Origin of the sequence: Rhodoplanes sp. SY1 (genome assembly GCF_046000175.1) — a bacterium.
Classification (GTDB): Bacteria; Pseudomonadota; Alphaproteobacteria; order Rhizobiales; family Xanthobacteraceae; genus Rhodoplanes.
Map to the genome: position 1 here is coordinate 1 of NZ_JBEOMB010000172.1, position 25,034 is coordinate 25,034.

Sequence of the window (25,034 nt, forward strand, 5' to 3'; positions counted from 1 at the left end):
TTCCTGGTGCCGTTCCTGATCGTCGGGCGGCTCAGCCTGTCGCAGACCGCGATCGCGCAGCCACCCTATACGCCCGTGCTCGACGTCGCGGCGGGATTTTCGGGCGTGGTCGATTTCGTCCGCGCCCTCTCGGCCGACGCCTACGCGCTGATCGCGAGCGACGACCTTTATCTGTTCTCCTATCTGAAGAGCCTGCAGGTCGCGCTCGTCTCCACCGCGATCCTGCTCGCCATCGGCCTGCCGATCGCGCATGCGATGGCGCGCGCCCCGGCGCGAGCGCAGCCGATCCTGGTGGTCGCCGTGATGCTGCCGTTCTGGACGTCGTTCCTGATCCGCATCTATGCCTGGATGACCATCCTGCAGCACGACGGCCTGCTGAATCAGGCCCTGCTGGCGCTGCGCCTGGTCGACACGCCGCCGGTGTGGCTCGCCACCGACACGGCCGTGATCATCGGCATCGTCTACTCCTACCTGCCCTTCATGGTGCTGCCGCTCTATGCGAGCCTGCAGAAGCTCGACGAGACCCTGATGGAGGCGGCGGCCGATCTCGGCTGCCCGCGCGGACGAGCCTTCTGGCTCGTCACCGTCCCGCTGATCCTGCCCGGCATCGGGGCCGGGTGCCTGCTGTGCCTGATCCCGATCGTCGGCGAGTTCGTCATCCCGGATCTGCTCGGCGGCTCGGAGACCATGATGATCGGCCAGACGCTGTGGACCGAGTTCTTCTCCAACAAGGACTGGCCGGTCGCCTCGGCCATCGCCGTCGTGCTGCTGGTGCTCCTGGTCGGGCCGATCGCGGCCTACGAGGCGCTGCAGTCGCGCCAGATCCGCGAGGGCCGCTGAGATGCGCCGCCTCTCCGGCTTCAATCTCGTGTCGCTCGCGGTCGGCCTCGCGTTCTTGTACGTGCCGATCCTGATTCTGGTCGTCTACTCGTTCAACGACTCGCGGCTCGTCACCGTGTGGGGCGGCTTCTCGACGCGCTGGTACGTGGCGCTGCTGGAGGACCGCGCCCTGCAGGAGGCGGCGCTGACCTCGCTCGGCATCGCGCTCGCCTCGGCGACGCTCGCCACCGTGCTGGGCACGCTCGCGGCGCTCGCCTTGACCCGGCTCGGCCGCTTCCGCGGCCGGCTGCCCTTCGCCGCGATGATCTACGCGCCCCTGGTGATGCCCGAGGTGATCACCGGCCTGTCGCTGCTCCTCTTGTTCGTCGCGGTCGGCTTCGAGCGCGGCGCCGCCACCGTGACGATTGCCCATACGACGCTGACCATGTGCTTCGTCGCCGTCGTCGTGCAGTCGCGCCTCGCCGGCTTCGACCGCAGCCTGGAGGAGGCCGCCCAGGATCTCGGCTGCCCGCCGCTCAGGACGTTCCTCATCGTGACCCTGCCCGTGATCGCGCCCGGGATCGCGGCCGGCTTCCTGCTCGCCTTCTCGCTGTCGCTCGACGACCTCGTGATCGCGAGCTTCACGTCCGGCCCCGGCGCGACGACGCTGCCGATCCGGATCTATTCGGAGGTGCGGCTCGGGGTGAAGCCGGAGATCAACGCCGTGTGCACGATCTTCATCGCCGTCACGGCGCTGGTCGTGATCCTTGCGTCGTTGGCGACCCGCCGGGCGGAGCGGCGCGAGGCGACCTGAACAGGCCCGTGCGCCTGCACCACCCTCCGCTCATTCCCGGGCAAGCGGGAATCCAGGGGCCACTTGCCGCCCGCTCCTGGGTCCCCGCCTTCGCGGGGACGAGCGGAGAAACGAGCCGATTCAAGGGCATCGGATACGAGATCACTCGCTGCTCTGGCCGGGCGGGCGGAGGATGTAGATCAGCGCCCAGATCGGCACGATGATCACGGCGCCGAGCAGCAGGTTGGGCAGCACCACGGCGACGGCGCGGCGGATCGCCTGCTCGAGCCGCTCCGGCGAGACGCCCAGCTCGCCGACCAGGGCGTCGAGCGTGATGCCGAAATGCGCCAGCACGGTCCCGACGATCAGCGAGGCGACCGCGATCTTCGCCACGGTGTGCAGCACTCTCCACATCGTCCCCGGGCTCCACCCCTGCGCGACGGCGCGCGACCGACCGATTCGCGGCGCGCCATCATACAGCAAGCGCACTCGAGGGGTGGGCTGAGCGGGGTCGGCCCGAGGGGAGAGGCTTCAGCGGGTCGGCACCTCGGCGACCGGGGCGTCGGGCACCGGCGTCGGCTCGGGCGTCGGCTCGGGCGTCGGCGTGCCCTGCTCGGCCGCCGGGGCCTGATCAGGCGTCGCGGCCGGAGCCGGCTCCGCGGTCGGGGCCGGGGCCGGAATGCCGAGGCGGCGCAGCACGGCGGCGCCGTCGCCACCGCCGAGCCGGTCGATCGCCGAGCGGACGGCGTCGCGGGTGCGCTTGTCCGAGAGCGAATCGAGCAGCGGCGCCGCCGCACCGGAGCGGCGGATCAGCGCCTGGGTGTCGGGCAGCATCATCGGGTCGTCCCAGCTGCCCTGGACGAAGAACGGCAGCTCGAAGGTCGGCGGCTGCTCGAGCATGGGCGACAGCAGGCTCGCCGTCCCGGTGAGGTCGAGCTCGCGGCTCGGCACCGAGGCCGTCCCGGCCACGGCGAGCCGCACATTGGTGCCCTGGAGGCGCACATCCTCGGCCTGGGCCGTGCCGTTGCTGACCTTGAGGACCACCGCGAGGCTGTCGAACGGCGTGCGGCCGGAGCGGAAGTCGGCGCCGCCGCCGAGCGGGCGACGCTCCAGCCGGCGCAGGAGCTGCTCGACATTGACCCCGACCAGCGCCCCGTTGGCGGCGGTGAGCGAGACGCGACCGTTGAGGGTGCGGGTGACGCCGAAGACGCTCGACCCCGCCCCGTCGAGGCTGACCAGGACGTTGCCCTTCCCCTCCAGCCGCCGCACGCCGATCAACTCGGACAGGCAGGTCTCGAGGTCGACATTGCGGAACGAGAGCTGGGAGCGGACCGCCGCCCCGTCGGCGGTCTTGTCGAGGGCGAGCGAGCCGGTGACGACGCCGTTGAAGGCGTGCGCCTCGCCGACCGTGACGACCAGCCGCTGGTTCTGCAGGGTCGCCGCCATCGCGGTGCGGCCGAAGCGGGTCTGCGGGGTGAGCACCCGGGCGGCGGAGATCCGGAGGTCGAGGTCGACGTCGTCGAACCAGTCGAGCGACAGCGGCTTGCGGTTCCAGGCGCGCTGATCGGAGGCCATCAGCCGCAGCGCCGCCGCGTAAGGGGTGAGGTCGAGGGTGTCGACGGCGAGCGTCCCCTGCAGGCTCCGGCGCTCGGCCAGCCCCCAGGTCAGCACGCCCTCGGCGGCGTTGCCGTCGAGCTCGATGTTGAGGCTGGACAGGGCGACCGTGCCGCTAACCACGTTGGTCTTGGCCTTCAGGGCGAAGCGGCCGAGGCCGACGCCGTAGAACGGCCGGCCCGACACCCAGCCGAGCCCACCGCGCAGCGACGGCGCGTCGGCGGCCAGCGTCCCGTCGATCTTGAGGCTCGGACGCAGGCTCATGGCGCCCTCGAAGGCCGCCTTGAGCGGCACCCCGCCGACACGCAGCTTCAGGCCGGAGGTCTCGCCCACCAGCGCCGCCGGAAAATCGGCGATCGCCAGCGCGAGGTCGAGCGGCTCGTCCCGCCAGGTCACCCGGCCGGTGGCCGCGAAGCTCTTGGCGATCGATGGCCAGGCGAGCGACAGCTCGACCCGCTCCAGCGCCTCCCTCACCCCGCGGCCGGCGTCGACCAGAACGACGGTGCCGTCGGTGATCCGGATCTCCGAGAAGGACAGGGAGCGGGGCTCGGCGCGCGGGTCGGGCCGCATCGCCAGGGCGAGCGTCGCGACCAGCGGCGACCAGTTGGAGCGCCCGTCGGCATCGAACCGCACCGTGATGTGCGGCCGCACCAGGGCGATGTCGGCGATCTCGATGCGGCCGAGCAGCAGCGGCAGCCAGCGCACATTGGCGACCAGCGCCTCGGCCACGAAGGGCGAGTCGTCCTCGGCATAGCCGGCGAGGGCGACGTCGCCGAGCGCGATGCGGGGCGACGGGAACATCGACAGGGTCGAGGTGCCGCGCACCGTCGGCTCCAGCCCGGTGACGGCCCGCACCTCGCCCGTCACGGCGTCGCGGGCGGCATCGACCGACACCAGATAGGACGCCAGCCCGAGCACCACGAGACCGCCCAGCACCACCGCGGAGACGGCGGCGGCAAGGCGCTTGAAGCCGGTGGGAACGCTCACGGCAGCACGGGTCCGATGTTTTGCGGGTTGGGCCGGCCAATGACGGCGGAACGGCGCGACCCTGCGCGATCTCTGTGACCCTTTCGTGGCCGGCAAGACTCGCTCAAGGCTCGGCACCGGCAGGGCTTTTTGGAAAACACACAAGCGAGCGCGAGGTCCGAAACGACCGCGACGCCCATCGGCGCCCTACCCGTGGTGGGCCTCGTGTCCCGGGCGCGGCGCATCGCGCCGCGACCCGGGACCCAGGGCGATCGGGCGAGGCGCCTCACGCGACCATTCGGCGGGCCCAGGTCGGTCCACCTTTCCGTGGCGCCCCTGGACCCCGGCTCTACGGCACACCGGGCCTGCGGCCCGATGTGCCTTGTCCGGGGCACGCAGCCTCCGAGGGACGCAGCGTCCAAACGCGCGACGCGGAGCCGGACGCTCGGCAGCGCCGCCCGTTCAGGCCGCCTTGGCGGAGCCGACCTTGAAGGTCGCCTCGGTGTTGGCCTTGACCTCGTCGAGCGACACGCCGTCGGCGAGCTCGATCAGGGTCATGCCGCCGGGGCCGTGCTTGTCGATGGTGAACACGGCGAGGTCGGTGATCACCATGTCGACCACGTTGGCGCCGGTGAGCGGCAGGTTGCAGCGGTGCAGGAGCTTCGGCCCGTCCTTGGCGACGTGCTCCATCACCACGACCACCTTCTTCACGCCGGCGACCAGGTCCATGGCGCCGCCCATGCCCTTCACCATCTTGCCCGGGATCATCCAGTTGGCGAGGTCGCCGTTCTCGGCGACCTGCATGGCGCCCAGGATCGACAGGTCGATATGGCCGCCCCGGATCATCGCGAAACTGTCGGCGGACGAGAAGTAGCTCGTAGTCGGCAGCTCCGTGATGGTCTGCTTGCCGGCGTTGATGAGGTCGGCGTCCTCCTCGCCGTCGTACGGGAACGGCCCCATGCCGAGCATGCCGTTCTCGCTCTGCAGCACGACCTTGACGCCCTCCGGGATGTAGTTGGAGACGAGCGTCGGGATGCCGATGCCGAGATTGACGTAGAAGCCGTCCTTCAGCTCGCGGGCGGCGCGGGCCGCCATCTGGTCGCGGGTCCAGGCCATCACACTTCCTCCCCGGCGCCGGCCGGCATCTCGGCCAGGCTGCGCTTGCGCGTGGTCCGCTGCTCGATGTGCTTCTCGGCGTGCACCTGCACCAGGCGCTGGACGAAGATGCCCGGCGTGACGATGCGGTCGGGCTCGATGTCGCCCGGATCGACCAGGTGCTCGACCTCGGCGATGGTGACCTTGCCGGCGGTCGCCATCATCGGATTGAAGTTGCGGGCGGTCTTTCGGTAGACGAGGTTGCCCTCGGTGTCGCCCATCCAGGCGTGCACGAGCGAGACGTCGGCGACGAGGCCGGTCTCCATCACGTATTTCTCGCCGTTGAACTCGCGCACCTCCTTGCCGTCGGCGATCACGGTGCCGACGCCGGTCTTGGTGTAGAAGGCCGGGATGCCGGCGCCGCCGGCCCGGATGCGCTCGGCGAGCGTGCCCTGCGGGTTGAACTCGAGCTCCAGGTCGCCGGACAGGAACTGCTGCGCGAACAGCTTGTTCTCGCCCACATAGGACGAGATCATCTTGCGGATCTGGCGGGTCTCCAGGAGGATGCCGAGCCCGACGCCGTCGACGCCGGCATTGTTGGAGATCACGGTCAGGTTCTTCGCCCCCGACTCGCGCACCGCCTTGATCAGGCTCTCGGGGATGCCGCACAGGCCGAAGCCGCCCGACATGATCGTCATTCCGTCCTTCAACAGCCCTGCCAAGGCCGTCGACGGGTCCGCATAGACCTTCTTCATGTTCCCACCCTCATGATCCCACCGCCGTTTGCTCGCCGTCGCGGACCGGGGCGCCGGCGCGCGACATGGCCGTTCGGATGACGGAATTGCAAGTTCTTACAGTCGTTCCGATCAATCGCCGGTGGCGCGCCGAAGCCCCGACGATCGCCTCCCGGTCGTGTCTCGCTCCGGCCCGCGCGGGCTCTCGCCCGGCCGCCGGCCCGTTCCATGCTGCAGGTGCGGCACGATGCTACGCGAGCGGCGCGTCCGGGTCGAGATCGTCGGCGAGCCGGACCATGCGGATCACCGGGACGAGGCCGACCAGGACGATCAGCAGGGCGGCCAGCGCCCCCTCCTCGAAGCTGCCCCGGGTGGCGAACTGGTAGACATAGGTCGCCAGCGTCTCGGTGTTGAGCGGCCGCAGCAGCAGGGTCGCGGGCAGCTCCTTCAGGCAGTCGACGAAGACCAGGAGCGCGGCGCCGACGAGCGCCGGCCGGGTGAGCGGCAGATGCACGGCGGCGACGACGCGGCGCGGCCGCGCGCCCACCGAGGCGGCGGCGTCGTCGAGCTCGACCGGCAGCCGGGTCAGCGCCGCCTGGGCGAAGCCGGTGGCGATGGCGAGAAACCGGATCGTGTAGGCGATGACGACGGCGGCGGCCGAGCCGGCGAGCAGAAGGCCGGCGCCGTGCCCGGTGACGGCCCGCACCACGCCGCCGATCGCCTCGTCGACCGCAACCAGCGGGCCGAGCAGCCCGAGCGCCAGCACCGTGCCGGGCACCGCGTAGCCGAGACCGGCGGCGCCGAGCAGGGCTCCGGCGCGGCGACGCCGGATCAGCCGGGCCGCGAAGGCGCCGCCGAAGCCGAGCCCCAGCACGAGCACCGTGGCGGCACCGGCCAGCATCACGGTCGAGCCGATGTGGCGGACCAGATCGGGGTCGAACCCGACGAGAAGGCCGCGGGTCAAGACCTCGCGCAGCAGGAAGCCGAACGGCACGGCGAAGCCGAGCCCGACCGGCAGCAGGCAGGCGGCGAGCGCCAGCACCCCGGCCGCGCCGCCGAGGGGCAGGCGCCGGCAGGTGCGCGCGTCGGCGCTGCTCGCCGCGACGACGCGGTGGCGGCGGGCGTGGCGCTCGAGCGCGATCAGGACGGCGACGACGACCAGCATCACCACGGCGATCTGGGCGGCGCCGGCGAGGCTGCCGCGGTTGAGCCAGGTGGTGAACACGGCGAGCGTCAGGGTGCGCACGCCGAGATACTCGGTCGCGCCGATGTCGTTGAGGGATTCCATCAGCACCAGCGCGAGGCCGGCGGCGAGCGCCGGGCGGGCCATCGGCAGCGTGATGGTGCGGGCGATCCGCCACGGACTCGCGCCGAACAGCCGCGCCGCCTCGATCAGCACGGCGCTGCGCCCCTGAAAACTCGCCCGCATGGCGAGATGCACATACGGATAGAGCACCAGGCTCATGATCACGACGGCACCGCCGAGCGAGCGCGGCTCCGGCAGCAGCGAGCCGGCCGGCTCCGCGATGCCGAGCAGCCAGCGGAGCGCGCCCTGCACGGGCCCGAGCGTGTCGAGCGTGTCGGCATAGACATAGGCGACGATGTAGGTCGGGAAGGCGAGCGGCAGCGGCAGCAGCCAGGCCATGAGCGAACGACCCGGGAAGTCGTGCACGGCGACCAGCCAGGCGGTGCCGACGCCGATCAGCGCGGTCAGTGCCGCGATGCCGGCGAGCAGCAGCGCGGTCGTCAGGATCGCGTCGGGCAGCACATAGGCAGCGAGATGCGGCCACAGCTCGGGATCACCGCGCGTCGCGATGGCGAGCAGGCTCGCGAGCGGCGTCGCGACGAGCGCCGCGAGCCCGGCGAGCAGCAGCCAGGCGAGAGGGTGGCTGAGGCGGAGACGGGATTGGAAGCGCGACCAGCCATCCGACCGTGAGGCACCGAGCTCGATCGATCGTGGCGCGCCGGCGCCAACCTCTCCTCCGTCATGCCCGGCCTCGTGCCGGGCATCCGCTTTGCGGCCCGTCGCCGCGCAAAGACGTGGATGGCCGGGACGAGCCCGGCCATGACGACGTGAGAGAAGCGTGACCGCTCGCGTGCTCAGTTGTCGAAGCCCACCTTGTCGACGAGGGTCGCGGCCTTCTTCTTGTTCTCGGCGATGGTGGCGATCGGCAGCGGATCGGCGGCGAGCTCGCCATAGCCGGCGATCACGGCATGCGGCTTGACGCCGGACCGGATCGGATACTCGAAGTTCATGTCGGCATAGATCTTCTGCGCCTGCTCGCCGACCAGCCACTCGATCAGCTTGAGGCCGTTCGCCTTGTTGGGGGCGTTCTTGGCGAGGATCACGCCGGACACGTTCATGTGGGTGCCGTGCCCCTGGAAGGTCGGCAGGATCACCTTGGTGGCCTCGGCCCAGGCCTTCTTGTCGGGCTCGCGCTCGCTCATCAGCGCCCAGTAGTAGGTGTTGCCGACGCCGATGTCGCACTTGCCGGCGGCGATGTCGCGCGCCACCTCGCGGTCACCGCCCGACGGCTTCTGGGCGAGGTTCGCCTTGAGGCCCTTCAGCCACTCCTCGGCCTTCGCTTCGCCGTAGTGGGCGACGGCGGCGGCGAACAGCGCGTTGTTGTAGATGTTCTGCCCCGAGCGGATGCAGACGCGGCCCTTCCACTTGGGATCGGCCAGCTCCTCGTAGGTGATCTCGTTCTGGGCGACACGCGCCTTGGAGGCGTAGACGACGCGGGCGCGCGCCGAGACGGCGTACCAGAGGCCGTTCGGATCGCGGTACTGGGCCGGCACCACCTTGTCGAGCACGTCGGACTTGATCGGCTGGGCGACGCCGAGATCGATCGCCTCCTTGAGGCGGCCGATGTCGACGGTGAGCAGCACGTCGGCCGGGCTGTTGGCGCCCTCGGTGGCGATGCGCTGCTCGAGGCCGCTGCTCGCCGAGATGGTGTTGACCTTGATGCCGGTGTCCTTGGTGAAGGCCTCGAACAGCGGCGCGACCAGCTTCGCCTCGCGATACGTGTAGACGTTCACCTCGCCGGCCTGGGCCAGGGCCGCCGACGGGACGGCGACGAGCACCGCGGCGACGATGACGGACGAGAGGCGGGCGGACGACGAAGAGCGCGGGCGCGTCGGCATGGCAGGCTCCTGACGGGGACTGAGGGCACGTGTCGGCGAACACCTGCCGTGAGCTAGAGGTGCGGGGCCCGGCACGTCAAGGAATTCTCCCGATCCGTCATAGGCTTGGAATGATTCCGAGATTGGAACCCTTACAACCTCCATCAAAATTCTCGTGTCCTGCCGGTGCACCGATGCAGGCCTTGTTCGACTAGCCGGACTGGGCGCGGCGTCAGGCCGCGCCGTCCGAGGCCGGTCGATCGATGCGAAGGGTCGAGAATATATCCAAAGCGAGATATACAAATATTCTCTGGAGATATCTCATGGCGCTCTTCATCCGTGATCCCGCCGTCGATGCGCTGGCCGAGGAGGTGCGGCGCCTCACCCGCGCCCGGAGCAAGACCGAGGCGGTGCGCAACGCCCTCCTGGCCCAGCTCGCGCAGGCGCGCCGCACCCTGCCGGTGCGGGATCGTCTCGCCCGCGCGCAGGCGTTGGCCGACGCGATGGGTCCGAGCGACCCGACCTTCGACATGAAGGCCTGGACCGATGCGATGTGGGACGAGCGCTGATGTTCCTCGATGCCTCGGCGGTCGTCGCGATCCTCGGGCGGGAACCCGGCTGGGAGGAGATCGCCAAGCGCCTCGCCGCGACCGACCCGCCGTTCTTCGTGTCGCCGCTGGTCAAGTTCGAGGCCGCGCTCGGCCTGGCACGGCTCAAAGCGGGGCCGGCCGGCGCCGCGAAGCCGTCGGCCGAGCTGCTCGGCCGCGCCCGCGCGGCCGTGGAGGCCTTCGTCGAGGATCTCGGCGCCGAGGAGGTGACGATCACGCCCGACATCGGGAACCGCGCTCTCGACGCCTGCGCCACGTTCGGCAAGGCAGTGGGTCATCCGGCCGACTTGAACTTCGGCGACTGCTTCGCCTATGCCTGCGCCCGCGCCCTCGGTGTCGCCCTCCTGTACAAGGGCGACGACTTCGCCCGCACCGATCTCGCTTGACGAACCTGGCGTGGCGTCGTGATCGGCTTCAGCGTAGCGCGCCGCCGAGTGCCGCCGCCCGGGTCGGCGGGGCCGTGCCGGCGATCTCGGCGATCAGCTTGCCGATCAGCGCCTGGCCGAAGGAGTCGAAGTTCTGCGCCGTCATCACGAAGGCGCCCGGCCCGCCGATCACGTTGTTGCGGAAGTAGGCGTCGAGCCCGCCGGCCGGGTTGGTGTGCTCGGCATTCCACGACAGCGGCTGCTCGGTGAGAATCACGAGGCCGTTGATCTGGATGCCCTTGGCGACCGCCTCGTCGCGCGCCGCCGTCACATCGCGGCCGGAATTGTTCGTGCCGTCGCCCGACACGTCGATGGTCTTCCGCCGCGCCGGGAACGGCGCCCGGTCGAGCTGCGCCACCGAGAAGTCGATGCCGCCCGAGATCGAGGTGCGATCGGCGAAGGCGCGCGGGCTTTCGAGGAGCTGGGTGGCGAACTTGCCGGCGCTGTCGGCGTCCCGGATCACGGTCCAGTCGATGACGACCTTCTGGTTGCCGGCGCCCGACCATTCGATATAGGCGACCGCGATGCGGCCGAGCGTGCCGCCCGTGATCGCCGCGACCACCTTGGGGTCGGTGAGGGCCGCCGCGTAGCCGTCGCGCTGGAGCTGGAATTTCTGGCCGTCGACGCTGCGTGACACGTCGGCGGCGAGCGCCAGCAGCAGGTCGACCTCCTCGGCGGCGCGCGCCGGCGGCGTGACCGACAGCGCCGCGGCGAAGATCCCCATGGCGAGCAGCAGGGCTCGGGCTGCGGCCCGTGCCGCGCGCCGCGCGCCGTCGCGCATCGGAACGCCGACCACCGGGATGTCGACCACCGGGATGCGCATCGCCGCCTCCGATCGCCCCCGCCCCGATCGGGCCGGCCGCATCGGCGGCGCGGCCATGGCGGCCGGCGCCGCGCGGGGGTGTCGCGGAGCGGACGCAGCCGGCCCTCACGGCACCGGCACCTCGGAGCATAACGCAAACAGGGCGGGAGGGATCCCCGCGTCCCGTCATTCCGAAGCGCGGATCGCCAGGTCCGCGAGCCCGGAATCCACACGCCCGGTGCCGGTGGCTCACGGGAGACAGGCCGTATGGATCCCGGGCCCGGCCCTGCGGGCCGACACGGGCCGACGAAGGCTGTCACCTGCGGCGGGACGGCGCTGAGCTCGCGTCGACCTACTCGGCCGGAATCTTCGGCCGCGGGAACGTCACCTCGACCAGGGTGCCGTCGTTGACCCGGCTGGTGATCGCGAAGGTGCCGCGGTTGGCCTCGGCGAGCGCCTTGGTCAGCGGCAGGCCGAGGCCGTTGCCGGCCGGCGGCGCCGTGTCGGCGCGGGTGTTCGCCTGGAGGGCCGACTGCAGATCCCTCTGGCTCATGCCGTGGCCGGTGTCGCGCACCCGCAGCACCACCTGGCCGCGGTCGTTCTGGCCGGTCGAGACGATCACCTGGCCGCCGGGGCCGCCGAGCCGGATGGCGTTGCCGATCAGGTTGAGGATGATCTGGTGGAGCGAGCGGGTGTCGGCGACGATCGGCGGCACCCGCGGGGCGAGCGACGAGCGGATGATGATGCGCTCGCGGTTCGCCTGCGGCTGCATGCTCTTCACGGCCGCCTGGACGGTCTCGTTGAGGTCGACCGACACGAAGGTCAGCTCGAGCGTGCCGCTCTCCGCCTGCGACAGGCTGAGCGTGTCCTCGATCAGCCCGGCCATCTGCTGGGCGGCGGTGCGCACGTCGCGCAGATAGCCGCGATAGCGCTCGTTGCCGATCGGGCCGTAGCGCTCCTCCAGCATCAGGTCGGCGAATCCCATCACGGCGGTCAGCGGGGTGCGCAGGCCGTGCCCGAGCTTGGCGACGAAGCCGGCCGGGTCGCCGATGCTCGGTCCGTCCGGCGCCTGTCCGGTGGCGGGCCGGCGCTCGCCGGCCGGCCCTCCGGTGGGCGCTCCGGCGGGCTCGAACGCGACCGTCGCGGTCCCGGGCGAAACGCCGGTCCGATGCGCCGTGAGATCGCGGAAGACGACGCACAGCCGGTCGCTGCCGTCGCTCATCGGCCCCATGGTCATGGCGAGCGGAACGGCGCCGCCGCCGCGCACCGCGCCCGTCACCTCGCGGCCGGCGTCGAGGGCGACGCGGCCGCTCCGCCGCACCCGGGCGAGGGTGTCGCGGACGACCTCGCGGCTCTGGCCGGCGAACAGATTGACGAACGGCGTCTCGGCGAGGCCGCCGACCTCGGCGCCGAACAGCACCTCGGCGCTGTGGCTCGCCGACACGATGGACCCGTCGCGTGTCAGCACGACCACGCCGTCGAACGCCGTGTCGAGGAGCGCGTGCAATTCGCGGATGGTCGCCTCGGCGCGCCGGAGCGCGACATCGCCGGCCCGCGTGCGCTCCTCGCCGGCCGCCGCCAGCACCAGCGCGAAGGCGCTCTCGCCGTTCCAGCCGATCGCGAACAGCCGCGCCGCCACCGGCTTGCGGTCGCCGCGCCGGGTCAGGATGGCGAGCGCCTGGCCTTGCGGGCCGGGCGTGGTGGCGAGATCGGCGTCCCCGGCGACGAACAGGCTGTCGAGCCCGCCGGCGGCGGCGAGCGCGTCGAGATCCGGATAGCCGGTCGTCGCCAGGAAGCTGCGATTGGCGAACAGGAGCTCGTCGTGACGATAGACCAGGACCCCGACCGGCATGCGGTCGATGAGCCCGGTCGCATCGCCGAGACCGGCCGACGCCGCGCCGACGGCCGGCTCCGCGGCCCGCGTGGCGGTGTCGAACGCGGCCGACGGCCGATCGGCGAGATCGCCACCGGCCGCGGACGGTGCGTCGGCCCGGCCGCCCAGGCGGGCCTGGAGCTGGCGGGCGATCTCGTGGAAGGCGTTGTGCTCGCCGGCCGTGAGCGCGGCGGCCGCGGGCCGCGCCTCCGGCGGCACCGGGAAGCGGACCACGTTCTCGGGGGCGTCCGGGTCCGGACGATCGCCGGTGCCGGGCGTCGCGGCCGTGGTGGCGGCCTCGCCGATCGCGAACACGGGGGCGCGGCGCAGCCGCCCGAAATCGGCGAGCCGGCCGAGGTCCCGGCAGACCCCGAAGCCGCGATAGCCGAGGAAGGTGCGGGCGCGGTCGTACACCGGCAGGCCGGACAGCTCGACGTCGAGCCGCTCCTCGCTGCCGTCGACCGGGAACGAGACGACGATGCCGCTCCAGGTGTCGCGGGTCTCGACGGCGCGCAGCACCCGCCCCTCTGGATCGAGCCCGAGCGCGGCGGCGATCTCGCGCCACGGCCGGCCGAGCGCCAGCGCGACGCGCGGCCCGATCACCTCGGCGAACTCGTCGGAGCCGAGCGTGAAGCGCCCCTCGGCATCCATCTGCCAGACGAAACGCAGCGGGTAGCGCCGCTCGGTCGCCGCCGGCATGTCGATGCGCAAGGCCGGCGTCTCGGTGCCGGTCCCGCCGGTCGGGGCGTGCATCGCGCCGCGATCGTCCGGGGCTTTGGCAGGGTCCGCGTCGACGTCGTCGCGCCACTCCGCCTCGTCGTCGCGAGGCGCGGCCGGTGCAGCTTCGTGCTCGTCGCGATCCTCGATGGCGGCGACGGGTGACGCCTCGGCCGGGTCCGGCGTGTCCGCCGCGGCCGGCTCATCGGCCACCGTCACGACCGGCTCGGGCTCGGGGGCCTCGTCCCGGATCGGCTCGGCTTCGAAAAGCTCCGCGTCCAAGGATTCGGCCTCGGCGTCGCCGACGGCCGGCGCCTCGGGCGGCACGGCATCGGAGGCCGCGACGTCCGGTGTCTCGGCCGCGGTTTCGGCATCATCGGCGCCGGGGGCGGCCGCCAGCGCGTCGAAAAGCGCCTCGGCAGACGGCGCGACGGCGGGCGCGGGCGGCAGCCGGACCAGCAGCGCCGTCTCGGCGCCCTCGCCGACCCGCACGATCTCGACCGGGCCGGACGGCCCGTCACCGGTGGCGCTGCCCTCGGCGAGCGCGCGGGCGACCAGCGACTCGACGCCGAGCGCCGCGAGCGTCGCGCCACCGGACGCCTCCGCACCGGCCGGGTTGGTCGCGATCCGGGTGCCGTCGGCCGCAAAGGCGGCGATCGGGAGGTCGTAGGCGGCGCACAGCCGGCGGACACGCTCCGAAAAGCTCAGCCGCGGGCCGGCCGGCTCCTGCGCGACCACCAGCACGGCGCCGCGGCCGTCCACGGTCACGCGGGTGCAGGCGCACAGGAGCGCCCGGCCGAGCGGCGCGCCGAAGCCGCGCAGGCGCTGCAGGATCGTGGTCCCGGACGGATAGAGGGTGGCGGCCAGGCGCTCCACCTGGGCGATCGCCGGGTCGGTGGGATCGAAGCGGCGGGCGGCGAGGTCCGCGAACGAGCCGCCCCCCAGCACGGCCGCCCCGGTCGCATTGGCGAAGAGCAGCCGGGTGGCGTCGGTCGACCACAGCCAGACCGGGACCGCCGCCACGGCATGGACCGTGAGCCGGTGTCTGAGGAGTGCCGAAAGGTCGGCCGACCGATCTCCCATCCGCTGCGCCCACATTCCGCGACCGGGATGTCGTCCCCGGATGTCGCGCCACACGCCTCGCCGAGGCGTTACGCCCCATCGTAAACAAACCCTTAATAAATGGCGCCTTCGCGGGCGTCCACGCCGGAGCGGAGGCTGCCCCCCGTCGACCGATCGCTAACGTTAACGGGCGCGCTCCTGGGTTGCCGCAGAGTCGGCCGCGACCAGAGCGGGAAAATCCCGTACGGGTTGTTTTCGATTTGCCATTCTCATGTTGCAGTGCAATAATGATCATGGTTCAGGCGGCCGGATGAGCCCGCCGGCGTAGGAGAGGAAGATGATGAAAGGCACCACCCCGTCCTTCGAGATCCCGTCCGAGATGCGCGCCGTCGCCGAGCGCAGCGTCGAGCAGGCGAAGCTCGCGTTCAACAACTACATGCAGGCCGCTCAGGAGGCCGTCTCGGCGTTCGAGGACCGCGTGAAGGCGAGCCAGGTGGGCGCCCAGGGGATCAGCAAGAAGGCGATGAACTTCGCGGAACGCAATGTGATCTCGGCCTTCGACTTCGCCCAGCGGGTGGTCCAGGCGAAGGACATCCAGGAGGTCGTGAAGATGCAGACCGAGTTCGTCCAGACCCAGATGCAGGTGCTCACCGAGCAGCTCAAGGATCTCGGCGAGACCGCCACGCGAACCGCCATGGACAGTGTCAAGGTGCCGGGCCGCGGCAACGGCGCCTGAAGCGGCGGCGCCCCCTGGTGCAGTGCAGAATGGTTTCGGTCCATTGAATATTGCGCTGCATCATGATGGGCGGCTGCCCACAATCTTGGCGAGTATCGATCGCGGGACGGAAGGCCGGCGGGACGAAGCCGTCCCATTGGCGCAGATTCCCATTGGCGCAGATTCGAGCCGCGAGCGGCATCGGGCACGCCGCGTTCCGTGACGCCACCGGCGGGGTCTTGCACGGCTCGCACCGACAGGCGCGCCTTCGCTCGCCCGCGCCCGCGCGCCCCGAGCGACGACGGCGCCCACCGCGGAGCGCCGGCCGACGTCTCGCACCTGTCGGCGCCAGGGGTATGCCGCACCTGGCCGACCGCGCTGCGCCTAGTCGCCGCATCGACTCGGCGCCATGACGTGGCACCATCAACCGATGCCATGAAATGGCACGACGAGCCGACGCCATGACGTGGCACCATGACTCGGCGGCAAAAATCACATGCGTGTTTCGGCATGCGACACGATGCCGTCGCAGAGGATGCGTCGCAGAGTGGCGACACGGGTCTATCTGCGCATTTCCCCTGTTCGCGGAAGCCCGTAGCCGCACTGCAATAATCGCCTTTCATGTCAGAACCACGCTCGGAGCGGATTGCGCCGAGACGGTCCCGCGTTATTAACTCGCGCCGAGACCGGGATCGGGATCCGCGCCGCCGCGCCGTCGCATCGCGCGCCGTGACACCGCGGCCCGCTCGTGACGGCTCGTGACGGCCCTGAGAAACGCGGGAGCGCCTCGTGACGACCAAGAAGCCTCTGAAGATCGTCGAAACTGTCCTGCGCGACGGACACCAGTCGCTCGCCGCGACCCGCATGCGCACGTCGGACATGATTCCGATGCTCGAGCAGCTCGACGAGATCGGCTACTTCGCGCTCGAGGCCTGGGGCGGCGCCACCTTCGACGCCTGCCTGCGCTTCCTCGACGAGGATCCGTGGGAGCGCCTGCGCACGCTGAAGAAGTACATCAAGAAGACGCCGATCTCGATGCTGCTGCGCGGCCAGAACGTGCTCGGCTACAACCACTATGCCGACGACGTGGTCGAGACCTTCGTGCAGCGGATGGTCGACAACGGCATCGGCCTGGTGCGCATCTTCGACGCGCTCAACGACACCCGCAATCTGGAAGTCTCCATGCGGGCCGCCAAGAAGGCCGGCGCGCACGTGCAGGGCGCCATCGTCTACACGATCAGCCCGTATCACACGACCGAGAACTTCCTGAAGGTCGCGAAGGATCTGGTCGATCTCGGCACCGACTCGATCTGCCTGAAGGACATGGCCGGGCTGCTCGCGCCCTACACGGCCTACGACCTCGTGAAGACCATCAAGGAGAAGCTCGGCGTCCCGGTCGACGTGCACTGCCACTACACCAGCGGCATGGCGTCGATGACCTATCTGAAGGCCATGGAGGCCGGCGCCGACGTGGTCGACTGCGCGCTGTCGCCGTTCGCGCTCGGCACCTCGCAGCCGGCGACCGAGGCGCTGGTCGCGGCCCTCGAAGGCCACGAGCGCGACACCGGCATCGACAAGGAGAAGCTCTATCCGATCGCCGACCACTTCCGGAAGGTGAAGAAGGATCTGGCCGACACGTTCAAGCTCAACACCGCGATCGACATCGACACCAAGGTGCTGACCTTCCAGATTCCGGGCGGCATGCTGTCGAACTTCCTCAACCAGCTCAAGCAGCAGGGCAAGGCCGACAAGTATCCGGAGCTGATCGAGGAGCTGCCGCGGGTGCGCGCCGAGATCGGCTATCCGCCGCTCGTCACGCCGACCAGCCAGATCGTCGGCTCGATGGCCGCCTTCAACGTCATCCTCGGCCGCTACAAGGTGGTGCCGCAGGAGATCAAGGATCTGGCGCGCGGCGCCTATGGCCGCACCCCGGCGCCGATCCAGGACGTGATGAAGGAGGTGATCGCCGGCCAGAAGATGATCGAGCATCGCCCGGCCGACGACATCGCGCCCCAGATGGAGCTCCTGCGGAAGAAGCTCGCCGAGAAGGGCTATCCGGACGCGACGCTGGAGGACGTGCTCTCCTTCGCGCTGTTCCCGGAGGTCGCGCTGAAGTTCTTCGCCGCCAACCGCGGCCCGGAGCTGGCGGCCGAGTGACCACACCGGCGCCCGCGTGACCGTGCCGACGGCGGCCGCGTGACCGTGCCGGCGCACGATGCGAGTGCCGCGGACGCCGCCACACCGACGAGCCCGGCATACGAGCAAGGAGCCCTCCCGCCGGGAGGGCTCCTTTTGCATCTCCGCCCCTGGTGCTTCACCAAGCACGCTTGGACGCCCGAGCACGGTTGGACGATGGCGGTCCCGACAGGACTCGAACCTGTGACCTTCGGTTTAGGAAACCGCTGCTCTATCCGGCTGAGCTACGGGACCGACGGCCTCCGACTAGCATAATCGCAGGCGGTGTGCATCCTGCCGGATGCGGCGTGGCGATGCGTCCCCGGAGGGGCGCGGCGGACGGCGCGATGCGAGGCCGAGACGCCAGGCCGAGACGCGAGGCCAAAGCGCAACGCCGATACGCGAGGCCCAAACGCGCCTTGCCGCAGGGCGTCGCGCCCGAGCACGGAGCACTCGCTCGTGTCACTGCCTCGTCCATGGCCACGATGGTCGGTCCGGGCTGCGACGGCGGCCCTGACGGCGCTCGCGATGCTGCCGGCGCTCCGCCCGTGCCCTGCCGTCGCCGAGCCAACCACCCTCCCCTGCGGCTCCGCCGGTGTCCCGTCGACCGCCATCGGCGGCGGGACGGTCGTCGCCGTGCCGGACGGGCGGACCCTGCTGCTCGCCGACGGCCGCGAGGTGCTGCTCGCCGGTCTCGAGGTGGCCCCCGCCGACACGCCGGCCGGCCGGGCGGCCCGGACGGCGCTCGCCGTCGCGGCGGAGGGGCGGGCCGTCGTCCTCGCCCCGGCCACGGCCCCCGGCGGCCGGCCGGTCGCCGACCGCTGGGGCCGGATGGTCGCCTGGGCGGCGGCGGAGGGCGGCCCGCCCGGGGCGGTCCCGCCAAACCCGCTCCCGCCCGTCCCGCTCCAGCTCGCCCTGCTGGCGCAGGGCCATGCGCGCGTCGCCGCCCGGGTCGACGACGAGGCCTGCCTGCCGGCGCTGCGGGCCGCCGAACGGGCCGCGCGGGCGGCCAATCTTGGCCTGTGGTCCGACCCCGTCTATGCTGCGGTGCCGGCCGAGCGGCCGGCCGAAATTCTGAAGCGGCGCGGTGGGTTTGCCGTCGTCGTCGGGCAGATCGATTCGGTCCGCGAGAGCGGCGGCACGATCTACCTGAATTTCGGTCGCCGGTGGGCGGAGGCCTTTGCCGCGACGATCCCCAAGCGGATCGAGCGGACGCTCGCCGCATCCGGGCTCGTTCCCGGCCGGCTGGCCGGCCGCCGGATCGAGGTCCGCGGCGTGGTGGAGCAGCGCGGCGGCGGGCCACGGATCGAGATTGTGCGGGCCGAGCAGCTCGCGCTCGACGGGGCGGGATCCACGCCCTCGCGGCAGGATCGCGTGCGGCAGGACGACGTGCAGCAGGTCCGGGCGCGACAGGAACAGGACCGGGCGCAGCAGGGCCGGCCGCAGCCGGATCTCCCGCAGCCGCCCCGGGCGGAAGACGAGGATCGGCCGCGGGACGGCGGCACACGATGATCCGGCGCGGCGCAGGCCGCGTCGCAGGGGTGGAACGGTGAGGTCGGACGGGACCCGCAGCGGGAGATCGGCACGGCGACCCGGCGCAGGCGCGTGGCGGGGCGCGCGGGCGCGGCTCGCCGCGGCGCTGCTGCTCGGCCTCGCGCTACCCGGCTGCTCCTCGTGGATCACGACGCTCGACGATCAGACCGGCAGCACGACGCAGCCGCGCCGCACCGTCGCGGAGCCCCTCACGCCGGCACAGCGCGAGCACCGGCGCATTCTCGCGTCCTACGGAGGCGCCTATCGGGACGCCAAGCTCGAGGCGACGCTCGCCGCCCTGGTCGACAAGCTCGTCGCCGCCTCGGAGCGGCCCGACCTGCGCTACAAGGTGACGATCCTCAACTCGCCCGCCGTCAACGCCTTCGCGCTGCCGACCGGCGATCTCTACGTCACCCGCGGGCTGATCGGCCTCGCCAACGACACCTCCGAGGTCGCCGCCGTGCTGGCGCACGAGATGGCGCATGTGCTGGCCCGCCACGCGGCGATCCGCGAGGACCAGGCGCGCCGCGTCGCGATGGCGAGCGCCGCCGCCGACCCGACCGACACGACGGGCGCGCTGGCGCTCGCCAAGACCAAGCTGGCGCTGGCGAGCTTTTCGCGCGCCCAGGAGTTCGAGGCCGACGGCATCGGGGTCGGCATCGCGTCGCGCTCCGGCTACGACCCGCACGGCGCGCCCCGCATCCTGGCCGCCATGGGCCGCTTCTCGACGCTGCGCTCGGCGAGCGGCAGCGACCCGCGCTCGCTCGATTTTCTCTCCTCGCATCCGGCGACGCCCGAGCGCATCGAGAACGCGCTCGCCAATGCGCGACAGCATCCGGCCGGGTCGCGCGACCGCGACGCCTTCCTGGCCGCCATCGACGGCCTCGTCTACGGCGAGGATCCGGTCGAGGGCTTCGTGCGCGGCCGGCGCTTCATCCACCCGAAGCTCGGCTTCACCTTCACGGCACCCGAGGGCTTCACGCTGGAGAACACGGCCCAGGCCGTGCTCGGCAACCGCGCCGGCGGCGATCCGGCGCTGCGGCTCGACATCGTGCGGCCGTCCGCCGACCAGAGCCTCACCGCCTATCTGAACGCCGGCTGGATCGAGAACATCGAGCCGGGCTCGGTCGAGGAGACCTCCGCGGGCGGCTTCCCGGCCGTCACGGCGACCGCCAAGAGCGCCCCCTGGTGGTTCCGCGTCGTGCTGGTGAAGAACGGCGCGGAGGTCTACCGCTTCGTCTTCGCGAGCAAGACGCGCACGCCCGAGATCGACCGGGCGTTCCGCGAGTCGGTCGGCTCGATCCGCCGGCTGTCGCTCGCCGAGGCCCGCAACGCGCGGCCGCTGCGACTGCGCGTCGTCACGGTGCGGCCGAGCGACACGGTGGACAAGCTCGCCGCCCGAATGGCGCTGCTCGACCGGCAGGTCGAGCGCTTCCGCGCCCTCAACGGGCTCGGGCCGACCGACACGGTGAAGCCGGGCGACAAGGTCAAGATCGTCGTCGAGTAGCGCGCGGCGCGGCAGCCCGCCGGCCGCGTCTCCGCGGGGCGAACCCGAGGCCCCGCACGGGCGTTTCCCGGCGGCGGGACAATCGTCTTCCAGGCCCGGCCCGGCGAGACCGAAATCCCCTCCCCGCAATTGGACGGAGCAGGATTTTTCGTTTTTCCCACCGCACGTTGTCCGGGGAAGACAGATATTCTATTCCTGCTCGCGACCGACGGGCCGCCGGCCCGTCCGCCAGTCGAACTGCTCAGGTGGAGAACTGCCATGGCCGAAGCCGCGCTGAAGCCGGAGTCGTCGTCCGAGTTCCGGACCGCGGGTCGCGGACGCATCTACGACTCGATCACCGAGACGATCGGCGACACGCCGCTGGTGCGGCTCAACCGCTTGCCGCAGCTCCAGGGCGTCAAGGCCACCATCCTGGCCAAGCTCGAGTTCTTCAATCCGATCGCGAGCGTCAAGGACCGCATCGGCGTCGCCATGATCGACGCGCTGGAGGCGGAAGGGCGGCTGACGCCGGATTCGGTGCTGATCGAGCCGACGTCGGGCAACACCGGCATCGCGCTCGCGTTCGTGGCGGCGTCGCGCGGCTACCGGCTGATCCTGGTGATGCCCGAGTCGATGTCGATCGAGCGGCGCAAGATGCTGGCGCTGCTCGGCGCCGAGCTGGTGCTCACCCCGGCCGCGCAGGGCATGAGCGGCGCCGTCGCCCGCGCCAGCGAGCTCGCGGCCGAGACGCCGAACGCCATCATCCCTCAGCAGTTCAAGAACCCATCGAACCCCGACATCCATCGCCGAACCACGGCCGAGGAGGTGTGGAACGACACCCGCGGCGCCATCGACGCCTTCGTGTCGGGCGTCGGCACCGGTGGCACCATCACGGGGGTCGGCCAGGTGCTGAAGAGCCGCAAGCCGTCCGTGAAGATCATCGCGGTGGAGCCGGAGGACAGCCCGGTGCTGTCCGGCGGCAAGCCGGGGCCGCACAAGATCCAGGGCATTGGCGCCGGCTTCGTGCCGGACGTGCTCGATCGCAGCGTCATCGACGAGGTGGTGACGGTCGGCAACCAGACCGCCTTCGAGACGGCGCGGGCGCTCGCCCGCTACGAGGGCATCCCGGCCGGCATCTCGTCGGGCGCCGCGGTCGCGGCGGCGCTGAAGATCGGCGCGCGGCCGGAGTTCGCCGGCAAGACCATCGTGGCCGTGCTGCCGTCCTTCGCCGAGCGCTATCTGTCGACGGCGCTGTTCGAAGGGCTGTGAGGAGGATCCCGAGGTCGCCCTCTGCCTGAACGGCCCTGGCAAGGGTCTCGTGTCCCGGGCGCGGCGCAATGCGCCGCGAACCGGGACCCAGAGCGACGGAGGAATGCGACAACAGAAGATGGGGATGGGGAAGCGGCCGTCGTGCCGCCCCTAGGCCCGGGCTCTGCGGCGCATCGAGCCTTCGGCCCGACGCGCCTTGTCCGGGGCACGATGCTCAGTCGGCCCGCAACGTCACGCCCGCGGCGTCACGCCCAGGGGCGCTGCTCCTTCATCTTGCCCTCGAAGCCGGCGATCTTGCTCGCCTTCTCCAGCGTCTGGCCGATGTCGTCGAGGCCGTTGAGCAGGCAGTGCTTGCGGTGCGGATCGACGTCGAACCGGATTGAGCCGCCGTCGGGACCGCGGATCTCCTGCTTCTCCAGATCGATCGTGAGCCGCGCATTGGCGCCGCGCTCGGCGTCGTCGAACAGCTTCTCCAGATCCTCGGGCGACACGCGGATCGGCAGCACGCCGTTCTTGAAGCAGTTGTTGTAGAAGATGTCGCCGAACGAGGTCGAGATCACGGCCCGGATGCCGTAGTCGAGCAGCGCCCAGGGCGCGTGCTCGCGCGACGAGCCGCAGCCGAAATTGTCGCCGGCGACCAGGATCGTGGCGGCCCGGTACGCCGGCTTGTTCAGCACGAAGTCCGGATTCTCGGAGCCGTCGTCGCGGAAGCGCTTCTCGGCGAACAGGCCGGTGCCCAGCCCGGTGCGCTTGATGGTCTTGAGATACTGCTTCGGGATGATCGCGTCGGTGTCGACATTGATGGTCCGCAGCGGCGCGGCGATGCCTTCGAGAACCGTGAACTTGTCCATGCGGGTCGTCCTGCGATCGGGCTTTTCTTTGTACGAGGCCTGCTTGATGGACGCTCGCCGGCCCGGGGTCAAGCCGGCCGGAGGACGCTGGACGCGGAGCCGCCAACGCCCGTCAGACATAGGCGATCAACCGCCCGAGCGCGGCGACCGCGAGCCACGACGCGAGCGAGATGCCGGCGGTCGCCTGCACGGCGACCGAGCGGTCGCCGCCGCGCCGCAACGCGACATCGTTCGCCGCGAGATTGATCACGGCGAGGCCGATCACCGCGAGCTTGGCCAGGAAGGCCGGGTTGCGGACGATCCGGGTCGCCTCGGGCAGGAAGAGGAGCACCCCGGTGGCGACGATCACGGTCAGGGCGCCGGTCGCGGCCGGGCGCAGCTGCGCCACCACGCGGGCCGGCGCCGGGCCGCGCAGGACGCGGAGAATCCGCAGGTCCATGGCGGCGATCAGGGCGAAAAACACCAACACGGCCAGCACATGCAGGACATTGGCGGCCGGATACAGGATCGTCGACTCGCGCACCTGCGCGGCGAGGCCGGAGGCTTCCAGCGCGGCCCAGAGCTCGGTCACGTCGGCGCCGTCGATGACGATCAGCGCAGCTCGTAGCGCTTGCCGTCGATCTCGATCCACTCGGCGCGGATCTCGGCCGTGCCGTCGCGGCGCGGATAACCGTAGATCTTCACGGGACGTCCCTTGGCGACCACCTGGGCCGTGGCACCGCGCGCGTTCATGCGCGACGGCGGGGCGAGCACGATCTCCCAGCGCTTTCCGCCATGCACGAGAAAGAGGCTGCCGTGCGGGTTGCCGATCGTCACCTCGTCGATGGTCGCCTCGACGGTCATCGGCTTGTCGGCGTCGTAGGAGCCCCAGCCGTGATGGGCGAGGGCCGGCCGCGCCAGCAGCACCAGAGCGGCGAGCACCAATGACGCAGCGAGGGCGGACCACGGGCGAGCGCGCAGGCGGACGATCGAAGGCATGGTCGGTCTCCGTCGAAGGCGCCACGGCGCCGGGGGTGCCTTCGAGATGGGGAGCGGGCAGCGCCGGCGGAAGCCCCGCGACACCCGAGACGTGAAAGTGGAGCGCTGGCGCCCGGCTCAGCCGGCCGCCTTCTCGATCGCCGCCATGTCGTCGTCGGAGAGGCCGAAATGGTGGCCGATCTCGTGCACCAGGACGTGCGCCACGATGGCGCCGAGCGTCTCCTCGTGGTCGGCCCAGTAGTCGAGGATCGGGCGCCGGTAGAGCCAGATCATGTTGGGCATCTGGACGGGCGCGCTGTCGGAGCGGAACGGCAGGCCGATGCCCTGGAACAGGCCGAGGAGATCGAACTCGCTTTCCAGCCCCATGTGGTCCAGGACCTCGTCGGTCGGAAAGTCGTCGACCTGGATCACGAGGCCTTCGCACATGGCGCGGAACCGCGCCGGCAGCCGGGCGTACACGTCGCGGGCCATGACCTCGAACTCGGCGAGCGACGGGGCTGCGACGGTGCGCCAGGCGAGCGGGTCGGACAACGGGTTCTTGCTCATCTCGAAGCAGCTGGACCGAATGGAACGGGCGCGATGCGGCCCGGCGGGCACAGGCGGCGCATCTTCGTCGCCCCCGGTCGTCCGAGATTGACACGACACGCGCGGTTGCGCGAGGTTTCGACGGGGACAGGAGGGCGGACATGCGCGGCATCAGCGTCTCGGCCGGGGTGATTGCGATCGGCGTGGTGGCCATCGGCGTGAGCGTGCCGGGCCTGCTCGGCGATGGCACGGCCGCGGCGCAGTCAGGCGGCTACTACACGCCGCCCGCGACCTACGAGCGCGAGGCCGCCCGCGCCCGCCGCGCCGCCGGCGCGCCGACCCGGCTCGAGGTGACGCCGCGGCGCCCGTTGGTGCGCGTCTGCGAGGACTGGCTCGACATCGAGAACCGCCCGAGCGGCACCGTCATCGTCCCGAAGATGCGCTGCCGCTGGGCCTATCGCTGAGTCGCAGCTGCGCGGCGTTCCCGACGACGGTGTTCTCGGCTATCGCGGCGGACGCCTGCTTCGGCACGCGCGGCAGAAACGACAGCTGGCACGGGTGGTAAGACCAACGGCCTCGAGCCCTGCCCCGTCATCTTGAGGCGCCCGGCGCATCCGGGCCTCGAACGATACGGCCAGCCAAGTCGGCGTCGCCGACTTGGCTTGAATGCTGTCGATCTCGGGCGAGCCCGAGATCGATGCCGTCGCCCTTCGAGGGCTGCGCTTCGCGCAGCCACCTCAAGATGACGATGAGAGCCAGTGCCGGAGGCCCCTGCCATAAGACCGTCTGTACCGAACCGGGTCCGCCGAATCTTCGCGTTCGAGCGGCCGACTTTCGTCGTGGCCGGGGTGTGGGACGACCGTTCGAACCC

General features: G+C 71.3%; 22 protein-coding genes and 1 tRNA gene. 10 read left to right on the top strand and 13 right to left on the bottom strand.

Annotated features, from left to right (window positions below; genetic code table 11):
* Both ABTU92_RS27150 and ABTU92_RS27155 read left to right on the top strand, forming a co-directional pair.
* On the top strand, positions 1-840 hold an 840-nt coding region (locus tag ABTU92_RS27150; RefSeq protein WP_408094710.1), incomplete at its 5' end, for an ABC transporter permease.
* A 1-nt stretch (position 841) separates the two neighbouring features.
* Complete coding sequence (locus tag ABTU92_RS27155; protein ID WP_408094711.1) at positions 842-1,633, top strand: ABC transporter permease; 792 nt, start codon at positions 842-844, stop codon at positions 1,631-1,633.
* A gap of 141 nt (positions 1,634-1,774) precedes the next feature.
* On the opposite strand, the gene ABTU92_RS27160 is transcribed toward ABTU92_RS27155, so the two are convergent.
* From ABTU92_RS27160 to ABTU92_RS27185, 6 genes are all read right to left on the bottom strand, one after another.
* Positions 1,775-2,026: a DUF6460 domain-containing protein gene (locus ABTU92_RS27160; RefSeq protein ID WP_146618910.1), complete on the bottom strand. Its 252-nt coding sequence runs from the start codon at positions 2,024-2,026 to the stop codon at positions 1,775-1,777.
* A gap of 117 nt (positions 2,027-2,143) precedes the next feature.
* The gene (locus ABTU92_RS27165; RefSeq protein WP_408094712.1) at positions 2,144-4,213 is read right to left on the bottom strand and encodes an AsmA family protein; all 2,070 of its coding nucleotides are present in this window, start codon (positions 4,211-4,213) and stop codon (positions 2,144-2,146) included.
* Positions 4,214-4,654: 441 nt separating this feature from the next.
* On the bottom strand, positions 4,655-5,308 hold the full coding sequence (locus tag ABTU92_RS27170; RefSeq protein WP_111360637.1) for a CoA transferase subunit B: 654 nt from the start codon (positions 5,306-5,308) through the stop codon (positions 4,655-4,657).
* The gene (locus ABTU92_RS27175) at positions 5,308-6,042 is read right to left on the bottom strand and encodes a CoA transferase subunit A (RefSeq protein ID WP_408094713.1); all 735 of its coding nucleotides are present in this window, start codon (positions 6,040-6,042) and stop codon (positions 5,308-5,310) included. Before ABTU92_RS27175 ends, ABTU92_RS27170 begins: the two co-directional genes overlap by 1 nt.
* Positions 6,043-6,271: 229 nt before the next feature.
* Positions 6,272-7,789, bottom strand: coding sequence for an ABC transporter permease (locus tag ABTU92_RS27180; protein ID WP_408094714.1), 1,518 nt, complete (start codon positions 7,787-7,789; stop codon positions 6,272-6,274).
* Positions 7,790-8,121: 332 nt separating this feature from the next.
* Positions 8,122-9,165 (bottom strand): Fe(3+) ABC transporter substrate-binding protein, encoded by a 1,044-nt coding sequence (locus tag ABTU92_RS27185; RefSeq protein ID WP_408094715.1) that lies wholly within the window; start codon positions 9,163-9,165, stop codon positions 8,122-8,124.
* Between the two features lie 302 nt (positions 9,166-9,467).
* On the opposite strand from ABTU92_RS27185, the gene ABTU92_RS27190 reads away from it, so the two are divergent.
* Together ABTU92_RS27190 and ABTU92_RS27195 are read left to right on the top strand one after the other, a co-directional pair.
* On the top strand, positions 9,468-9,713 hold the full coding sequence (locus ABTU92_RS27190; RefSeq protein ID WP_408094716.1) for a type II toxin-antitoxin system VapB family antitoxin: 246 nt from the start codon (positions 9,468-9,470) through the stop codon (positions 9,711-9,713).
* Positions 9,713-10,138, top strand: a complete 426-nt coding sequence (locus ABTU92_RS27195; RefSeq protein WP_408094717.1) for a type II toxin-antitoxin system VapC family toxin — start codon at positions 9,713-9,715, stop codon at positions 10,136-10,138. Before ABTU92_RS27190 ends, ABTU92_RS27195 begins: the two co-directional genes overlap by 1 nt.
* A 28-nt stretch (positions 10,139-10,166) precedes the next feature.
* On the opposite strand, the gene ABTU92_RS27200 is transcribed toward ABTU92_RS27195, so the two are convergent.
* Complete coding sequence (locus tag ABTU92_RS27200; protein WP_408094718.1) at positions 10,167-11,000, bottom strand: DUF1194 domain-containing protein; 834 nt, start codon at positions 10,998-11,000, stop codon at positions 10,167-10,169.
* Between the two features lie 331 nt (positions 11,001-11,331).
* Positions 11,332-14,592 carry an ATP-binding protein gene (locus ABTU92_RS27205; RefSeq protein ID WP_408094719.1) on the bottom strand — a complete coding sequence of 1,087 codons (3,261 nt, stop codon included), beginning with the start codon at positions 14,590-14,592 and terminating at the stop codon, positions 11,332-11,334.
* 376 nt (positions 14,593-14,968) lie between these two features.
* On the opposite strand from ABTU92_RS27205, the gene ABTU92_RS27210 reads away from it, so the two are divergent.
* Positions 14,969-15,367, top strand: a complete 399-nt coding sequence (locus tag ABTU92_RS27210) for a phasin family protein (protein ID WP_408094720.1) — start codon at positions 14,969-14,971, stop codon at positions 15,365-15,367.
* A gap of 768 nt (positions 15,368-16,135) precedes the next feature.
* Positions 16,136-17,503, top strand: a complete 1,368-nt coding sequence (locus ABTU92_RS27215; protein ID WP_408094721.1) for a pyruvate carboxylase subunit B — start codon at positions 16,136-16,138, stop codon at positions 17,501-17,503.
* Positions 17,504-17,699: 196 nt separating this feature from the next.
* Here the strand turns inward: ABTU92_RS27215 and ABTU92_RS27220 are convergent.
* Positions 17,700-17,776 (bottom strand) — tRNA-Arg (locus ABTU92_RS27220).
* Between the two features lie 273 nt (positions 17,777-18,049).
* Here ABTU92_RS27220 and ABTU92_RS27225 point away from each other — a divergent pair.
* The 3 genes from ABTU92_RS27225 to cysK all read left to right on the top strand — a co-directional run bounded on the left by ABTU92_RS27225 (position 18,050) and on the right by cysK (position 21,809).
* Positions 18,050-19,033 (top strand): thermonuclease family protein, encoded by a 984-nt coding sequence (locus tag ABTU92_RS27225; RefSeq protein WP_408094722.1) that lies wholly within the window; start codon positions 18,050-18,052, stop codon positions 19,031-19,033.
* Positions 19,034-19,070: 37 nt separating this feature from the next.
* Entirely contained in the window at positions 19,071-20,561 is a 1,491-nt protein-coding gene (locus ABTU92_RS27230) for a M48 family metalloprotease (RefSeq protein ID WP_408094723.1), read from the top strand.
* A 258-nt stretch (positions 20,562-20,819) separates the two neighbouring features.
* Entirely contained in the window at positions 20,820-21,809 is a 990-nt protein-coding gene (gene cysK, locus ABTU92_RS27235) for a cysteine synthase A (protein ID WP_408094724.1), read from the top strand.
* 245 nt (positions 21,810-22,054) lie between these two features.
* Here the strand turns inward: cysK and leuD are convergent, their stop codons facing one another.
* From leuD to ABTU92_RS27255, 4 genes are all read right to left on the bottom strand, one after another.
* On the bottom strand, positions 22,055-22,660 hold the full coding sequence (gene leuD / locus ABTU92_RS27240; RefSeq protein ID WP_408094725.1) for a 3-isopropylmalate dehydratase small subunit: 606 nt from the start codon (positions 22,658-22,660) through the stop codon (positions 22,055-22,057).
* Between the two features lie 112 nt (positions 22,661-22,772).
* The gene (locus tag ABTU92_RS27245) at positions 22,773-23,231 is read right to left on the bottom strand and encodes a DUF6644 family protein (protein ID WP_408094726.1); all 459 of its coding nucleotides are present in this window, start codon (positions 23,229-23,231) and stop codon (positions 22,773-22,775) included.
* Between the two features lie 20 nt (positions 23,232-23,251).
* Complete coding sequence (locus ABTU92_RS27250; protein ID WP_408094727.1) at positions 23,252-23,638, bottom strand: DUF6152 family protein; 387 nt, start codon at positions 23,636-23,638, stop codon at positions 23,252-23,254.
* Positions 23,639-23,755: 117 nt separating this feature from the next.
* Positions 23,756-24,184: a metallopeptidase family protein gene (locus tag ABTU92_RS27255; protein ID WP_408094728.1), complete on the bottom strand. Its 429-nt coding sequence runs from the start codon at positions 24,182-24,184 to the stop codon at positions 23,756-23,758.
* Positions 24,185-24,324: 140 nt separating this feature from the next.
* On the opposite strand from ABTU92_RS27255, the gene ABTU92_RS27260 reads away from it, so the two are divergent.
* The gene (locus ABTU92_RS27260; RefSeq protein ID WP_408094729.1) at positions 24,325-24,627 is read left to right on the top strand and encodes a hypothetical protein; all 303 of its coding nucleotides are present in this window, start codon (positions 24,325-24,327) and stop codon (positions 24,625-24,627) included.
* The last annotated feature ends 407 nt before the right edge of the window (positions 24,628-25,034 follow it).

What these genes read in the sequence shown, in the direction of transcription:
- ABTU92_RS27155 (WP_408094711.1), top strand. Translation starts at nt 842, where the DNA reads ATGCGCCGCCTCTCCGGCTTCAATCTCGTGTCGCTCGCGGTCGGCCTC.
- ABTU92_RS27160 (WP_146618910.1), bottom strand. Translation starts at nt 2,026, where the DNA reads ATGTGGAGAGTGCTGCACACCGTGGCGAAGATCGCGGTCGCCTCGCTG.
- ABTU92_RS27170 (WP_111360637.1), bottom strand. Translation starts at nt 5,308, where the DNA reads ATGGCCTGGACCCGCGACCAGATGGCGGCCCGCGCCGCCCGCGAGCTG.
- ABTU92_RS27175 (WP_408094713.1), bottom strand. Translation starts at nt 6,042, where the DNA reads ATGAAGAAGGTCTATGCGGACCCGTCGACGGCCTTGGCAGGGCTGTTG.
- ABTU92_RS27185 (WP_408094715.1), bottom strand. Translation starts at nt 9,165, where the DNA reads ATGCCGACGCGCCCGCGCTCTTCGTCGTCCGCCCGCCTCTCGTCCGTC.
- ABTU92_RS27190 (WP_408094716.1), top strand. Translation starts at nt 9,468, where the DNA reads ATGGCGCTCTTCATCCGTGATCCCGCCGTCGATGCGCTGGCCGAGGAG.
- ABTU92_RS27195 (WP_408094717.1), top strand. Translation starts at nt 9,713, where the DNA reads ATGTTCCTCGATGCCTCGGCGGTCGTCGCGATCCTCGGGCGGGAACCC.
- ABTU92_RS27200 (WP_408094718.1), bottom strand. Translation starts at nt 11,000, where the DNA reads ATGCGCATCCCGGTGGTCGACATCCCGGTGGTCGGCGTTCCGATGCGC.
- ABTU92_RS27210 (WP_408094720.1), top strand. Translation starts at nt 14,969, where the DNA reads ATGATGAAAGGCACCACCCCGTCCTTCGAGATCCCGTCCGAGATGCGC.
- ABTU92_RS27225 (WP_408094722.1), top strand. Translation starts at nt 18,050, where the DNA reads ATGCTGCCGGCGCTCCGCCCGTGCCCTGCCGTCGCCGAGCCAACCACC.
- cysK (WP_408094724.1), top strand. Translation starts at nt 20,820, where the DNA reads ATGGCCGAAGCCGCGCTGAAGCCGGAGTCGTCGTCCGAGTTCCGGACC.
- leuD (WP_408094725.1), bottom strand. Translation starts at nt 22,660, where the DNA reads ATGGACAAGTTCACGGTTCTCGAAGGCATCGCCGCGCCGCTGCGGACC.
- ABTU92_RS27250 (WP_408094727.1), bottom strand. Translation starts at nt 23,638, where the DNA reads ATGCCTTCGATCGTCCGCCTGCGCGCTCGCCCGTGGTCCGCCCTCGCT.
- ABTU92_RS27255 (WP_408094728.1), bottom strand. Translation starts at nt 24,184, where the DNA reads ATGAGCAAGAACCCGTTGTCCGACCCGCTCGCCTGGCGCACCGTCGCA.
- ABTU92_RS27260 (WP_408094729.1), top strand. Translation starts at nt 24,325, where the DNA reads ATGCGCGGCATCAGCGTCTCGGCCGGGGTGATTGCGATCGGCGTGGTG.